Raw genomic sequence first — 14,492 nt, forward strand, 5'->3', positions numbered from 1 at the left:
CGAGCAGCGGTTGCAGCGGCGCACTGTCGGGGGTGTCGTTGAAGTCGCCGAGGACGGCGATGTGGTCGAGTTGTTCTCGCGCCACCGCCGATAGATTTCGGCGACGCGGGTACCGAACACGACGGCGCTCCCGAGTCGGACCCGGTCGGTGCTCCGGCGTTCCTCCGCGGCCCCGACGCCTTCGCCGACCAGCACACCGCCGACCCGGTCCGACACCGGTTGGGCATTCGAACTGCGTGTATTCCAGTTCCTTTCGAGAATCGAGGCCCTGTCATGATCATTCACGACCCCAGCCTTCGGGCCGCCTTGAAGACGTTGAAACTCACCGGGACACTCGACACTCGACGCCCACCTCGCCCAGACATGCGACGGGAAGCTCGCGCATCTGGAGTTCCTGCAGGTGCGCTGCGAGGACGAGATCGGCCGCAGGGACACCGCTGCCCTCGGTCGGCGGGTGCGGCGGGCGAGGTTCGAGCCGCGGGCCATGTTCGGGGACTTCGACTTCACCCTCAACGCGAAACTCCCGACGGCGATGCTGCGGGACGTGGCTGCACTGCGGTGGCTCGACGCCGGCGAGTCCGTGATCCTCTACGGGCCCGTTTGGTGGCGGGAAACCCTTGTGGCTAAGCCCTTGGTCATCAAGTAGCCAGCAGGGGAAGTGATGATTCGTGAACACGAGGTGGGGGCGCGATGCGGCATTGATAGTCGAACGGTCAATTTCCATTGGCGCAGGCAGGTTCGTGTTGAATCCTCCTCCGAGTGACATCCGAGTCGCCGCGCATACCGTCGGCGTGTGAGCAGCAGCTGGTGACTGTCGACGGTCGGCGTGGCCGCAGGCGAGTTTGAACAGGTCGCGTGCGGTCCGGCTCAACCGGCATCCGTCGTAGGACCACCTTCATTCCATGACGGACACCCCTGGGGAATTACGTGACCGTCAAACAATTGTGGTCGGCGAATGGACGGTACTCGGCCGCGGCTGTTCCGCGCAGAACTCCAGGGGGTCACCGATGGGCGACCTCGGGGCATTGCCATTTCTTGTTTTCTGCATTCCAATCCGCCGCTGGCGTACCGACGAGCCCCGCTCGCCGAGCCACGTTGATGCGCGAAAACTCGTCGATGGGAACGATCAACGCGTACCCGTTTTCGATCGTCCATCGGGCGGGGACCAGAACCCAGAGGTCATCCGTGACCGCGAGTGCCCGAAGGCACTCGTACCGGTACCGGAACCGTTGCCCCGGCTGGGGATCGTGTTCGGTCTTCTTCACCAAGTTCGGTGGGATGACGACGGGGTCGACGGTCTCGAGCACCACCACGCTTTTCTTGGCCCACAAGTCCTGGGCGGCGTGCTCGGCGCGATCTACTCCGTAGCTGGTGGCATAGATGTTGGTCAGCCAGAACAGTGCCAGAACGAGCGTTGCACCCGAGAAGAGCAACGTGAACAGCTCCGCGGAGGTGGCGAACCGCGGGGAACCTTCCGTCCGGAGCGCGACCAGAACCTCGGTACCCGCCGCGATCAGCACCGCCCCCAGGCCCAACGCGACCGGAACCATCGCGCCACTGGGTACCGCGTAGTCGAGCCCAAGGACTGCCCAGACCGCCAGTGCTGTCAGCACTGCCCCTGCCGCAATCACAGTCCATCCGGTACGCCGGGCAAGACGCGATCGCCGGTTGCGATGGAGGACTCGCCTCCCGTATGTGAGGATCCAGTACGCCCCGCAGGCCACTGCAAACAGGATCACGAGGGCGGGATAGAGAACCTCCACACTGTTCAGCACGTAGTACGCCGTGGGGAACCCAAGGGCGTCGGCGTTGAGGCTGAAGTAGGCGAAGAACGCGCGTTGGGAGGCTGCGCCGAAGTAGTAACACAGCCCGGTGATGACAGTGGTGGGCGCAACGATACCCGCGACCACACCGATCCACTTGTCCACCGCTATCGATGGTGCCTGCGACAGCGGTGGCGCCGGTTCACTCATCAGGCGACACCGGGCTTTCGCCTTCGGTACCCAGGCCCGGGGCCGGCGACGGTGTCGTCGGTAGCGTCGGACCAACTCCGCCGGCCCTACCTGCGGTGGGCCGAGACCCCACCTCGGGTGGCTCGATCTCGACCCCGGTATCCGGCACCCTTGGCGGCACCGGCTCATCGGGCGGTGCCGGCGCGGAGGCCGGCGCGGTGGGAGTGTCGGGTTGTGGATTTCGTGACACTCGATCACAACCGGACGCGAGTGCAGTGGAAATCGTCAGAACCAACGCCATCAGAGCCAGCAAGAACACACGGGTGCGGAGCCGGGCCTTGCCGTCAGCTGTCGATCGCATGGGGGCCTCCCGCTCAGATCCTCGGCGGTCCCAACGATTCTCTCGCCGGCGCAAACGGTTTCTCACGAGTGGTGAGCTACCTGCTTCACACACGTCCTTGGCCGTGAGCCGGTCTCGCACGGGGATTGCTGACCGAGGTTCCGAAGGCGATTTCGGTCTACCGCTGCTGCGGCGCACTGACACTCAACTGGGTCTTGTGTCCAGCGCACAGGCGATCGCCTAGATTGCGATCGCCGACCGGCCCTTCGACCACTGCGGGCCCCACATCGAGTCGGCGTTGTACCCGTTGGCTGAGAGCATCGCGGCGCGGATCGCGTCCCGCATCCCCGGGGCTGAGAGGTTCAGGTAGCCCGAGAACGAAGCGGCGGCCTTGAACTGGTCGCCGTGGTGCGCGGCGAGCGAAAGGGCGGAGCTGCCGCCCATCGACAGGCCGAGGATGCTGTTGTTGGTGCGGGAGACACCGCGGGTGGCGAGGTAGTCGGGCAGTTCGCGGTCAGGAACGTCTCCCACTTGTACGTGGCCTGCTGCTGGTTGATGTTCGACGGGGCGAGCCAGTCGGTGTAGAAGCTGGCCTCGCCGCCGACCGGCATCACGAGGGTGACGTTGTCGCCGGCGAACCCCACCAATCCTCCGGTTCGCGCATTCTTCCGGTCGCGTGTCGAGGTGAGCGTTCGGTGGATCGGATTCACGGCGGCGGCCTCCACGAATCCCCCAACCGCCCCGGTGAGTCCGGGAACCTACTGGTGTGAGAGCTCAGCGACGAGCTGAGCCCCGTGGCGACGTGGTAGAGGGGCCCCGTACTCCGCTGGCGGCAGGTCGCCGCAGCGCTCGTACGACCGTCGGTGGTCGGAGAACGCACCACATGACGGTGAATATGTGTGCGTCGCCTGCCATCGCGGCGCGCCGCCGCAGTTCGTCCGGTGCGTGCGGGAAGATCGCTTTACGACTGTGGCGGCCGAGGCTGACGACGTCGCGGCGTGGGTCGAACGACTCGGCACGTACGCGAAAGCTGGGCAAGCCGCTACCACCTCGCCTCAGTCCGATTCGGGTGGCGGTCCGGCGAATACCGTCGTCCGCCGTGGTGCACGGTGTGAGGTTCGCGCCTACCGTCGACCGAAAGGAGGCGACATGGTCTTCGTGAAGTCCTTGAACCCGCTGCCGCAGTTCGACATCGGCGGCACCGACCTGGGCATTCCGTTTCGCTTGCCCAACGGTCAGATCGGGTTCGTGCTCGGTGACACGTTCGCCGGGACGCAGCCCGCCGTGGGTGGAGCGAACTGGCGTTCCCCGATGCTGCTGCGCAGTGACAGCCACGATGTCACGACGCCGATCACCTTCGCGTCGGCGGCGCGCACCGCGCGCCAGCTGTGGGACTACGTGCACGACAACCCGGAATATTCCACGGTTCTGCCCTGTGACGCGATCTCGATCGGCACCAGGATCTATCTGTGGGTGATGGTCACTCAAGGCCTCGGCAACGAGAAGTGGTGCGAGATTCGGTATTCCGACGACCTCGGCGAGAACTGGACCGACACGGGCGTGCGGTGGTCCACCTCCGTCTACGGCGGCAAGCGCACCATGGTCACCTGGGAGAAGGGCGGTGACGGGTTCGTCTACATCATCTCCACCGGTGGTCTTGCCCGGAACAAGAACGCGATCCTGCATCGGGTCCCGGAGGCGCGGATCGCCGACCCGGCCGCGTGGGTGCCGTGGGGCTGGAACGGCGCCTCCTGGGGGTGGGGGAACCCGCCCGGCGACGACCCGACCCGGGGCATTCTGCCCGACCGCACCAGGCTGGGCGAGATCTGCCTGCGCCGCATCCAGGGCAACCTGGTGTTCTCCGGATTCGATGCCGGCGCCTACACCGCGTTCGTGAAGGTCGCGGCGAAGCCGACCGACAACTGGCACACCGCCCCCACCTATCGCCCGGTGAAGGGCTCGTTCTTCGGTCAGGGCGGTCCCGACGTCGTCGACCGGCTCTACGGCTGCTACATCCACCCGGACAGCCGATTCGACCGGACCGGCGGTTTCGGGATGATCGTCAGCCAGTGGCCGGCGAGCGGGAACCCGTACCGGGCGATGCAATACCGGATCTCCGGCATCAAACCGGTGGTGCCGCTCACCACCACGACCCCGACCAACCACCCCACAGCAGGAGGAATCGTTCCGATGGCCTTTCCCTTCGTACCCGTCGCCAACGGCAACAACATCATCTCCTCGGGATTTCGCACTCCCGCGCGGCCCGATCACAACGGCGTCGACTTCGCCGCCCCGCTGGGCGAGCCGGTCTACGCCGTCGAGGAGGGCGTGGTGGTCCGCTCCGGTCCGGCCTCCGGTTTCGGGAACTGGATCGTCATCGACCACCAGGCCACCGCGCACGTCGACACGGTCTACGGCCACATGCGCGCCGCGGACCTTCTCGTGTCGGAGGGCATGTTCGTCCGCGCCGGCCAGCAGATCGCCCGGGTCGGCAGCGAGGGCGACTCCACCGGCCCACACCTGCATTTCGAGGTCTGGACCTCACCCGGCCGCTTCGGCGGCGGCGCCATCGACCCCCAACCCCTGCTCGCCGGCGCCGCCAACCCACCCACCGGGGCCATCGACCCGGCCACCGGAACCTTCTACGGGGTCGACATCTCCAACCACCAGGGCAACTTCGACATCGCCGCCACCAAACGGGAGGGGTTCTCCTTCATGGCGGCCAAGTGCACCGAAGGCGACTTCTTCAAGGACTCCTTCTGGCCCCGCAACCGCGACCTGATGCAACAACACTTCCCCGGCATGTTCTGCGGCTACCACTTCGCCCGCAACGGCGACCCGATCGACGCCCAGGTCGCCAACCTGAAAGCACACCTCGGCGACCCGACCATCCCGGTCATGCTCGACTACGAGGACCCGAACACCCCTGGTAGCGGCGCCAACCTGCGCGGATTCGTCGATGCCGTCAACGCCGCGGGCATGCGGGTATGCGCCATCTACCTTCCCCGCTGGTACTGGCAGGGCCACATGGGATCACCACCACTGAACGGGCTGCCGGCGCTGTGGAACTCGCACTACGTCACCGCATCCGGATTCGCCTCCGTCATCTATCCCGGTAGCGGATTCGCCGGCTGGAACGACTACACCCCCGGCGCTCCGGTCGACATTCTCCAGTTCTCGGACAAGGGGCAGGTCGCCGGCCAACTCGTCGACGTCAACGCCTACGAAGGCACCCTGGACGGCCTGCGGGAACTGTTCAGCGGCGCACCCGGCGAACTCGGCGTCGACGACTGCGTGCTCGACTTCTGGCTCCAACTCCTCGGCCCCGGCGGCGCCGGCTGGCCACAACTGAACAACCGCTCCGTCGTCGACGCCCTCGCCGAGATCGGCATGCACCAAGGCGTTCCCGGGATGACACCGCCGCCGGCCGGGGCGGCGCCCGCTCCACTGCCCGCTGCCACCGCGGACCGGGCCCGTGATGTCTGGGATCAGATCCGGGGACCGGACGGCCGAGGCTGGAATCAGCTCGGGGGCCGCTCGATCGTCGACGCGATCGCAGCACTCGGCCACCAACTGGGAGTGCCCGGGTACTGACGGGGCTTCCCATGCAACCGACACCCGGCAACCCCGGTAGCGCCCTTCTTCAGTTCTGCCAGCATTGCGGTGACCGAGGGGTGCCGCCAGCGGCTGAGTGGGGCGGGAACTAGGGACCGTCGGTGCCGGAAGGCAGGATGACCACCATGCGTGCACGTGACGTTGAGGTCGCTGGCTACGCCGACCTTCTGGCCGAGCTCAAGGCGCGGGTCCGTGCTACCCAGGTGCGAGCTGCCCGGGCCGCCAGCAGCGAGGTCCTGCGGCTGTACTGGTCGATCGGACGTGACATTGTCGAGCGTCAGCGCGTCGCTGGTTGGGGCACGAAGGTCGTCGACCGCGTCGCGGCTGATCTGCAGCGCGAGTTCCCCGACCGCGTGGATGGTCGCGCCGCAACCTCTTCATGCGCAAGGCCGCGGAGGTCTGGCCGACCGAAGCGACATTTGTGCAGCATCCCGCTGCACTATTGCTGTGGGGCCATGTCCAGGTACTTCTCGATGTCGATGGTGGCGTCGTCCGCTGCGGTCGCTACGGCGGGCTCAAGGGTCTGCGGTCGCCGGACTTCGCGCTGCTCAATCGGATGCTCGGTACCGGCCAGGGCGAACTGCTCGGTTACGTTTTCTTCGACCGTGAGTTCTTCGACGGACTCGTCGGCATGGGCGCCGCCGACGCCCGCCGACGCCCGCCGACGGCTCGCCCACTCCGACCGAACCGACATCTGGCGGATCGACCCCCTCCACGCCTTCGTCGACACGTCACACGCACCCGACACGCCAGATCGATTGCGCTGACATGCCGAACGCAACCGCGTCGGGCTCGTTGGGATCACGTCACTAGCGATCCCGCCAAGCCACGATCGACGACGGGCAAGACCCGGCACGAGCAGCGAGGACAACGTCAACTTCGAACCACGGTTGTCGAACTCGAGATGCCCGATCGCGGCCACCTGCTCGGCGACGCGGGGTCGAGTGAGCCGCTCGGGGTTCGGCCATTCGATCGGCGGCGGTGTTGTCTCGGCTTCGGCGAGGACCTACGGATCGGTCAGCGCGTGGTTCGTCGGGTGCCGCGCTGTCGCCTGGACGACGGGCGGTTCAGCACGAGGCCGTGCCGGTGAAGGACCTCGGTGATTCCGCGTGAGATCGCCTCGTCCGCGGTCTTCTCGCCGGCGAGCACCGCCCGCGCAATTTTCTCCGCCTCGGCGGTGAAGGTGAGCCCGCCCGCTTCGAGTCCGGCCTTGATGCCGGCCACCTCCACCTCGATCTCGGTGTCGGTCAACTCCCGGGTGTTGCGCCACGGGGTGGCGTGGATGTCGGTCACGGGATCTCTCCCTTCTCCCTCATTTCGAGCTGTGGTGCGGGTGACGTCGGGGCCACGACTGGGTGGCACGTGGTCATGTCCGAAGTATCTTCCTGTGCCGACCCGCTGTTACCCGCCCGGGGCCCTCGGCATCTCCACTCTCCAGTCGAGCGCCGATCTGTTCCGGCGGCGAGCCGCGGCAACCTCAGCGCATGTCTCAGCAGAACAAAACACGGGGCGGGTAAGGACGGCATCAGGTCTGGCGAGCGGGTGGTGAACGAAGGCGATCCCAGCCGGTTCAGCATCCGTCTCACGCTGGAGGTGACGACGGGAACGCGTCGGTGTCCGTATCGGCGCGTGGATCGGCGAGGACCTGTTCAGTCGTCGAGCCTGCGTATCTCGCGATGCACTGACGCAGGACGGCAGTGATGCGTGTCTCGGTGTAGCCGGTTGGCGCGACCACGGTGTCGGTCAGCGGGGACCACAGGACATGCGGATCGATACGGGATGCTGCTGCGGCGAGACCGTCGGACCACCGTTCGAGGACGGTGTCGTCCACTTCGTCGGCAACCTCCCAGTCGAGGATCCACGCGACGAGCGCGTCCCATCGAAACGATGGGTCGACCGGTCGAGCTGAGGGCATGCACGCCATTGTGCGGATGGTGCGGTGCCGGTACCAAAGCAGCAGGCCGTGGCAATGTCAACGCGGGCCGTTGCTTCCGACAGGTATGTCCGCTGCACGACAGGCGGCACTGCACCGCCGCAGCTCGCAGCATCTGGCCCCGCACCTCGGTGCCCGCCTCAAAAACCACACCAGACCCAGCCGCCCCTCCGCCGAATCGGCGTAACGTTCGTCCCATACGAGGCCCCGCGCAGGGGGAGAGGATGACGAAGCTGACGCACATCGAGCGGTCCGGCATCGCCCGTAACGACGGACAGGTGACGATCACCGCCCGCCTCGACGGTCGACCCGTCACCCTCACCCTCTCCCGGGCCGACGCCACCGAACTCCTCGCCGGACTCGGGGCACTCCTCGTCGAACACCTCACCGCCGCGAACCACGAACGAGACGCGGAACGTGCTCGCTCGAACGCCGAATTGGCCGGAGATCGCCGGACACTCTCCCGACGACGCACCGACTAGACCGCAACCCCGGCGACACCGCCCCGGTTCTTCGGCGTGCGCCTCTGGCGTGGTGTCACTGCGGCGATCCTGGCCGGGGTAGTGTCGCGAATCCGCGATCCGGCGGGCCCACCGCAGGAGCCGGGGAGATGGGTGTCCTGGCCCCGGCAGTCAAGGTGCATCGTTACAGGATCACGGGCCTGCCGTAGGTCATCACGATGTCGCCGCTGGCCATCTCGACCTTGGCGTAGGGGCGGAGGGTGACCTGCCCGATCGCGCCGGAGACGCTGCCGTGGACGCCGGCCACCCGGATCTTCGCCGCCGGACCGTCGAACGCCTTGCCGTCGACGATCGGGACGTCGGTGATCCCGCCGGGTTGCAGGTCGAACGTGAAGTTCTGCTGCGGGATGATGTCGCCGAGCAGCTCGGCGCGGTTGCCCGCGACGACGCCGACGGTGACAGGGGGCGGCGCCAGGCCGAGGGCCAGCGCGTTGGTGCCCTCGAGTTCGAAGCCCAGTCTCGGCGTGTTCAGCTGGATCGTGGCGCCGGTGAGCGCGATCGGATACCCGAGTTGGTACCCGAACGTCAGCTTGGTGCCGGTGGCGCCCGCCGCGCCGGGGCCGTCGATCCTGACCGCGGCGTAGCCGTCGTGGAAGAACTCGCGGCTGAGCGGTGAGCTGTCCAGTGGTGGCACGGGGGTGACGACGGTGTCGCCCTGGGACACCTCGACGCGGTCGCCGGCGGCGTCGATCAGGCTGTTGGCGTTGTCGACCCCGGCCGCGGCGTTCCCTGTGCCGAGGGTCAGCCCCACGGCCACCACCCCCGCGGCGGCCACCGCGCGCGTGACGCCCCGGCGAACTCGACGTTCCCGACGCAGCTCCATTGAAATCCCCATCTGTTCAGTGACTTCCGTACACACGGGCGTCACGAGATCCACGTGCCCCCGATCACCCGCGACGCTGGTGAAGGTCCCCCACCAGAGCCGCCAGATCATTGTGGACGCTCCCACTACGTTGCGCATCCGCAGACCGATCGCGAACCAAGGACTGCGACGCCGGATCGTCGAGGACGAACTCGGATGACGGGCACCGAAACCCCGACGGCGCCTGCTGCTCCGCCGACCCGCAGCCTCGCGAACGCCTCGACGCCCGCCCGACGGCAGCGACCTGGCGTAGAGCGTAGGCGAAAAGCCTGGTCCACCAGGGATTGTCGGCCGTATGCTGCTGTCCATGGCATTCGACGCGTTGTTCGCCAGGGACGTGGCACTTCCTCTCACCCAGGCCGCCTACGACGTGGCGAACGGCCGTTCTCCCGCTCTTCCACCCGGATTCGTGCAAATCCGCCCTCGTCCAGGCCGACAACACCGCCCTCGCCGCGATGGCCGACCCGCATCCGGCGGTGACGGCGATGACGGCGAACACCCGCGTCTTCGGGCTGATGGGACACAACGCCGGCACCCGAACGGCGTTCGTCTCGTTCCGCGGCACCCGGGATCTCGACTGGCTCCGTGACCTCGACTTCGAACCCGAGGCCTACGCACCGATCGCCGGATTCGGACAGGTGCACGCGGGTTTTCAGGCGACGTACCAGCTCGTGCGCACCAGCGTCGCCGCGAACCTCGCGGCCGCCTGCGCCGGCTGTGATCAGATCCTGCTGACCGGGCACAGCCTCGGCGCGGCGCTGGCGGTGCTCGCGGCGCCGGACATCTTCCGGAACATGCCACCGAACACCCTCGAACCGAGGCTCGTCACCTTCGCCGGACCGCGTGTCGGACTGAGCGACTTCGTCACCTCGTTCAACACCGCCATCGAAAGCTGCTTCCGGGTGGTGAACTTCCTCGACATCGTGCCGCACGTGCCGCCGGCCCCGTACACCCACGTCGGCGCCGAGATCGCGGTCGACAGTGGCGGTCCGATCGATCTGGCCTGGCGCCACGATCTCGCCGCGTATCGCGACGGATTGACCGCATGGATCGCCGCTCACCCGTAACGAACATCCCTCGACTCCCCGGTACTCCCGCCGTGCGTCGCGGGGATTGCCTCGAACAGTTGCACCCGATACGGCTCCAAACCGAACCCCTCACTGCGGCGGTGTCGTGGAACCGATCATCGCGCCGATTCCGGCGCTAGGGTCCGAGTGCGCCGAACCAGCACCCCGGCCGTGTCGGAGGGTGGGGCCAATATCTCCGTCACCATCACCCAGTCGTGCAGGCGTGGGCCAGATTTCTCTGCCAGGTGGGGCCGCTCGAGCCTGATAGGGCCAGGGCTTTTTGCGGTCGCAGAGAAGACGCGGTGGGCGGCCAGCTGCTGCGGGCGATGGCCAACCGCCCCGCGGGTCAGGCAAACGAGCTTGCTCTTGAGCTTGGCTAGCGTGTCGGCGCTCAGGCCAAGACCCTCGGTCGGGTACTTGTCGACACTGCCGTACCCGGTGTCGAGCGCGGCGAAGCCTGCCGAGGTAGCTCTTCTCGACACCCATCATCGGCGCCTACCATGCGGCCCGCTCCGCGCCGACCGCCGCGAGGAGCTGCTCGTTCTTCTTTTTGATCGTCTCCGCGGAGTACTCGTTGGTGAGCATGTAGTCCTGCATGATCGTCTCGGGGTCGGCGCCGGCGATGCTCTGCACGATGGCTGCCGCCCAACCGGTGTGGTCCTTGCCGGAGTTGCAGTGGAACAGCTGCGGGCCCTGGGTGTTCGCCAACTGGGTGAACAGTCGCGCGAATGCGCTGCGCTCGTGCTCGTTGACGACGAAGCCACGGTTCATCGACTCCATGAACGCCCTGGCGTCTGCGGCCGAGCGGATGGTCCGGGCCCCCTCGGACTCGAGGTCGCGACCGAAGATGTCGATGTTGGTGTACCGAACGCCGGCCGGCAGGATGTCCGGGTCCTCGGCGACGGAGTCCGGCGTCATCCACGGCGCCGTCCACGTTCCGCTCACCGGCCTGGTCGAGCACCTCGGTGACCTGGACCCGGCTCGCCCGACGGTGATCTATTGCGCCAGCGGTTACCGGTCCATGATCGCCGCGAGCGTGCTGGCGGCGGCGGGATTCGCCGACGTCTCCGATCTGCTCGGCGGGTACACGGCCTGGACGTTCGCGATGGTCGCGTCGTGAGGAGGCACAGCCATGTCGTTGTTCATCGTCCGCCACCAGCACGACGCGCAGCGCTGCCCCGCCGCCGACCCGTACGGCGGGGCGGACCTGCTCAACCACCTCAGCCGCCCCAACGCCGCCCGGCGCGGCGTCGACATCCTGGGCGAAGCGGTCGTGCAGGGCGGGCGCACGCTTTACCTGATCGTCGAGGCCGCCGCCGAAGCTCCGGTCCGCGAGTTCCTCGCGCCGTTCGGCAAGGCCGGTCCGTCGACGTCTACCCGGCGTCGACGTGTGCGCAGGCGGTGGCCGGCGGCGGCTGCACGGCGGCACGACCCAGCGTTGACGAGACCGCTCCCGCGCTGGACACGGCGGAGGCGTGCCAGGCGGCGATCGATGCCGGCCTGGTGGTGCACCGGGCCCACCCGCTCACCGCCGAGACGTCCCATCGCGGCGCTGCTCGGCGGTGTTGTGATGCCCAACGCGCACTTTTACGTGCGCAACCACTTTCAGATACCAGGACGAACTCGTGACTCGGAACACTTGTGTGGACACCGATTCCGAGCTCCCGCAGACGACCGTCAAGGCCCAACAGGTGGTCGCTGCGAACTCCCTCGATGCCGACGATTTGCCGAGTGCTGCTGTCGATGCTGGGATCGTCGACTCCCGGGCGACCGCGACCACAGTCGACCGGGTCGTCGTTGACAGGACCCGCCGAGGTGCGGGGGTGCCGTCTCCACCCACCCCAGCGGTCGACGCTCACCGGGCGGAGCCCAGGATCGGCTCGTGCAGGTCGAAGTAGTCGACCCGCCCCATCAGCCGGCTCTCCTCGGTCAGCAGCGACCGCAGGTCGTCGGGAACCTCGAGGTCCTTCGCACGGGCCTCGGCCTCGTCGGTGAAGTACACGGCCTCGACGTAGCGGCCGTCGTCGGCGGCGGCGAAGGTGCCGCCGAGGATCCCCGGCCGCACCCCGTGACCCGAGTCGCCGGCCTCGGTCTTCAACTCCCCGAGCCGCCGCGCGTCGGCGGTGCGGCCCTCCAGGATCTGCACGAACCCGACGTCGTCCGCGCCGCCGCCGGCGCGCCACGTCGTGACGTACGGGCAGTCCATGAACGACACCGGCCCGTCGAAGCAGTCCTTCGTCTCGAACCACCAGCTGTCCTGCTCGGGGCGTTCGCTGTTGCGGCGGGCCGCCTCTTCGGACTCGAACCGCACCAGCGTGATGAACGTGCCGTCCTCGCGGATGCCGGAGGTCGAGCCGAGATAACCGACGGCCCCCGGCCGCAGTTCCTCGGTCCAGCGGTCCAGGAAGCGACGCAGCCCCGGCCCGTCGGCGACCTTGCCCCGGATGACCTGAATGAACATCGGATGCCTCCTCCCCCCAGGGACACGATGTCCCCGCGACGATCGCGAGGGTGGGCGACCCGTCACGGTCCACCACCACGGCATCCCCGGCGGCCCGCGCCGCATCCACCCCCCGGGGACGATTCTTCGCCGCCCCGCCACGCGGCACAAGGCCACCGGCCGGGCGTCCCCACCATGACTGTGTTCGACCTGGGGTTCCACAACACGAGCGGGTCGGCTCCCGCCGCGGTCCGGCGCAAGCCGATCGCCCAGTCCTTCACGGCACGTCGATCAAGAAGGGACCCACGCGAGAACCCAGCTCGACAGTGCTTCCCAACGAAGCTCGGGGATCTCGACCGCTCGCGAATGCATACGACCATCCTGCGCAAACGACCCAGACCGGTTCTCACCTGCGGCGGGTGGTTTCGTCCCGAACCGTTCGATTCCGCAACAGGGACTCCCGCCTGAATATCGGCGCCAGAGCCGGCCCGGCAAACCAGGGCACCAACGAGCGGTCATCACTAGCGAGCTTGGTCGCTAGGAGATTGAGAGTTGGCTTGAGTTTCAGGCTGCTGTGGGCAGCAGCCTGACGTTATTGATGCGCTGTGTGACGTGAATATCGATGTCGTGCAGTGCCTTTCGTATCGATGAGGGAGAGGGCGGCTGGTCGACGGCGAGCAGAGGCCGCAGCACCCGGTCGTGCACCTTCGTGTAGAAGATCGCGAAGGCGAGGCCGTCGTCGGTGAGGCGATACAGGTTCCGGTGTTCGAGGCGGGTGATCAGGCCGTTGACCCGAAGCCGCGCCAGATCGTAGCCGGCCTGGTTCATCGAGTACTTCGCACCGCCGAGCAGTCCGGTCATCAAGGCACGCAGGCTCCTGTTGGTGATGCCGGTGACGGCGAGTGTCGTGGTGCACAGGGCGCCGGCCAGGGCCTGGACCCGAGGGTCGCCGAACCGTAGGGCCGGGGCCCTCCTGCCGTCCTCGGTGAAGGTGGGGCGTGCGATCCGCTCAAAGGCTGGACTCGCAAGGACACATCCCTGGCCGACACGTTCAGTATCGAGCAGGCGACGGTTGACCGCACGGGCGCGGGCCTGCAGTTCGTCGAGGTGGGGCAGCCGTCGCAGGCAGCCCACGTCGCCCGGGTCGTTGACCACGGTTTCGATCCGCAGCGCCCGCCCGTCCTTGAGGTACTGCTTGATCCGCGAATGCCGGTAGAAGGCGTTGACGTTGACCTCGGCGGCTGTAGGTGACGATCTTGGTCTTGAACTGCCCGGACGCGGGGCGCCCGCGCCGCTGGCCCCGCTTGAAGATCAACTCGATCACCTCCGGGCGACCGATATCCAGGTTGTCGGCGACCAGCGCCTCGAAGAATCCGCGGGCGTGCCGCGGCGCGTCGAACACGATCGTGCGGGAGACCTCGACCTGCCGCATCGACAGCTGCCACCAGTAGCCGGCCTCGCGGTCGGCGTCGGTGAGCGGCAGCGGCAGGATCGACCACCAGCGCTGCGCGAACACCCCGATCGTGCCCGGGCCGAGCCGGTCGCAGATCGTCTGCAGTGCGGCGGGATTGGTGCAGGAGGCGAACCCGTTGGACAGCTCGGTGAACCCGATCCCGGCCTTGGCCGACTGCCGCTTGGCCCACTCGTGCCCGTTGACCCAGATCTTCGCCGGGTACGGGAAGTAGGCGCAGATCTTCACGAACGCCGGCCCGAAGTCGTCGTCCCAGAGGTAGAAGTAGTAGCAGGTCACCCGCCGGTCGGC

The 14,492-nt window shown here is 67.5% G+C and carries 12 protein-coding genes and 4 pseudogenes; 6 read left to right on the forward strand and 10 right to left on the reverse strand.

Features of this window, described 5'->3' with window-relative positions; all coding sequences use genetic code 11:
- Positions 1-273: 273 nt before the first annotated feature.
- A pseudogene (locus tag ABD951_RS28695) lies at positions 274-663 on the forward strand (ATP-binding protein); the annotation flags it as partial.
- Positions 664-1,001: 338 nt separating this feature from the next.
- On the opposite strand, the gene ABD951_RS14630 reads toward ABD951_RS28695, so the two are convergent.
- Positions 1,002-1,928 (reverse strand): hypothetical protein, encoded by a 927-nt coding sequence (locus tag ABD951_RS14630; RefSeq protein WP_345346017.1) that lies wholly within the window; start codon positions 1,926-1,928, stop codon positions 1,002-1,004.
- Between the two features lie 631 nt (positions 1,929-2,559).
- Positions 2,560-2,930, reverse strand: a pseudogene (locus tag ABD951_RS14635) (alpha/beta hydrolase); the annotation flags it as partial.
- A 511-nt stretch (positions 2,931-3,441) separates the two neighbouring features.
- Here ABD951_RS14635 and ABD951_RS14640 point away from each other — a divergent pair.
- Positions 3,442-5,886 (forward strand): DUF4185 domain-containing protein, encoded by a 2,445-nt coding sequence (locus ABD951_RS14640; RefSeq protein ID WP_345346019.1) that lies wholly within the window; start codon positions 3,442-3,444, stop codon positions 5,884-5,886.
- A gap of 146 nt (positions 5,887-6,032) precedes the next feature.
- Positions 6,033-6,245, forward strand: a pseudogene (locus tag ABD951_RS28700) (DUF1016 N-terminal domain-containing protein); the annotation flags it as partial.
- A 101-nt stretch (positions 6,246-6,346) separates the two neighbouring features.
- On the opposite strand, the gene ABD951_RS14645 reads toward ABD951_RS28700, so the two are convergent.
- The 3 genes from ABD951_RS14645 to ABD951_RS14655 all read right to left on the reverse strand — a co-directional run bounded on the left by ABD951_RS14645 (position 6,347) and on the right by ABD951_RS14655 (position 7,831).
- Positions 6,347-6,637 carry a hypothetical protein gene (locus ABD951_RS14645; RefSeq protein WP_345346021.1) on the reverse strand — a complete coding sequence of 97 codons (291 nt, stop codon included), beginning with the start codon at positions 6,635-6,637 and terminating at the stop codon, positions 6,347-6,349.
- A 287-nt stretch (positions 6,638-6,924) separates the two neighbouring features.
- Positions 6,925-7,200: a hypothetical protein gene (locus tag ABD951_RS14650; RefSeq protein ID WP_345346023.1), complete on the reverse strand. Its 276-nt coding sequence runs from the start codon at positions 7,198-7,200 to the stop codon at positions 6,925-6,927.
- 289 nt (positions 7,201-7,489) lie between these two features.
- Positions 7,490-7,831 (reverse strand): hypothetical protein, encoded by a 342-nt coding sequence (locus ABD951_RS14655; RefSeq protein ID WP_345346025.1) that lies wholly within the window; start codon positions 7,829-7,831, stop codon positions 7,490-7,492.
- 233 nt (positions 7,832-8,064) lie between these two features.
- Here ABD951_RS14655 and ABD951_RS14660 point away from each other — a divergent pair, with 233 nt between their 5' ends.
- Positions 8,065-8,322 carry a hypothetical protein gene (locus tag ABD951_RS14660; RefSeq protein WP_345346027.1) on the forward strand — a complete coding sequence of 86 codons (258 nt, stop codon included), beginning with the start codon at positions 8,065-8,067 and terminating at the stop codon, positions 8,320-8,322.
- A gap of 163 nt (positions 8,323-8,485) precedes the next feature.
- Here the strand turns inward: ABD951_RS14660 and ABD951_RS14665 are convergent, their stop codons facing one another.
- Positions 8,486-9,196 (reverse strand): MspA family porin, encoded by a 711-nt coding sequence (locus tag ABD951_RS14665; RefSeq protein ID WP_345346029.1) that lies wholly within the window; start codon positions 9,194-9,196, stop codon positions 8,486-8,488.
- Between the two features lie 512 nt (positions 9,197-9,708).
- Between ABD951_RS14665 and ABD951_RS14670 the strand changes: the two genes are divergently transcribed.
- Positions 9,709-10,290, forward strand: a complete 582-nt coding sequence (locus ABD951_RS14670) for a lipase family protein (protein WP_345346031.1) — start codon at positions 9,709-9,711, stop codon at positions 10,288-10,290.
- 495 nt (positions 10,291-10,785) lie between these two features.
- Here the strand turns inward: ABD951_RS14670 and ABD951_RS14675 are convergent, their stop codons facing one another.
- Entirely contained in the window at positions 10,786-11,235 is a 450-nt protein-coding gene (locus ABD951_RS14675) for a tyrosine-protein phosphatase (RefSeq protein WP_425569856.1), read from the reverse strand.
- Here ABD951_RS14675 and ABD951_RS14680 point away from each other — a divergent pair.
- On the forward strand, positions 11,174-11,410 hold the full coding sequence (locus tag ABD951_RS14680) for a rhodanese-like domain-containing protein (protein ID WP_425569857.1): 237 nt from the start codon (positions 11,174-11,176) through the stop codon (positions 11,408-11,410). The two genes, ABD951_RS14675 and ABD951_RS14680, sit on opposite strands and share 62 nt — an antisense overlap.
- A gap of 735 nt (positions 11,411-12,145) precedes the next feature.
- On the opposite strand, the gene ABD951_RS14685 is transcribed toward ABD951_RS14680, so the two are convergent.
- The 3 genes and pseudogenes from ABD951_RS14685 to ABD951_RS14695 form a co-directional block, all read right to left on the reverse strand.
- Entirely contained in the window at positions 12,146-12,751 is a 606-nt protein-coding gene (locus ABD951_RS14685) for a hypothetical protein (protein ID WP_345346035.1), read from the reverse strand.
- Between the two features lie 543 nt (positions 12,752-13,294).
- Positions 13,295-13,885, reverse strand: a complete 591-nt coding sequence (locus tag ABD951_RS14690; protein WP_345346037.1) for a hypothetical protein — start codon at positions 13,883-13,885, stop codon at positions 13,295-13,297.
- A pseudogene (locus tag ABD951_RS14695) lies at positions 13,782-14,492 on the reverse strand (hypothetical protein); the annotation flags it as partial. The gene ABD951_RS14690 and the pseudogene ABD951_RS14695, both read right to left, overlap by 104 nt.

It is taken from the genome of Rhodococcus olei (assembly GCF_039540555.1).
Classification (GTDB): Bacteria; Actinomycetota; Actinomycetes; order Mycobacteriales; family Mycobacteriaceae; genus Rhodococcus_G; species Rhodococcus_G olei.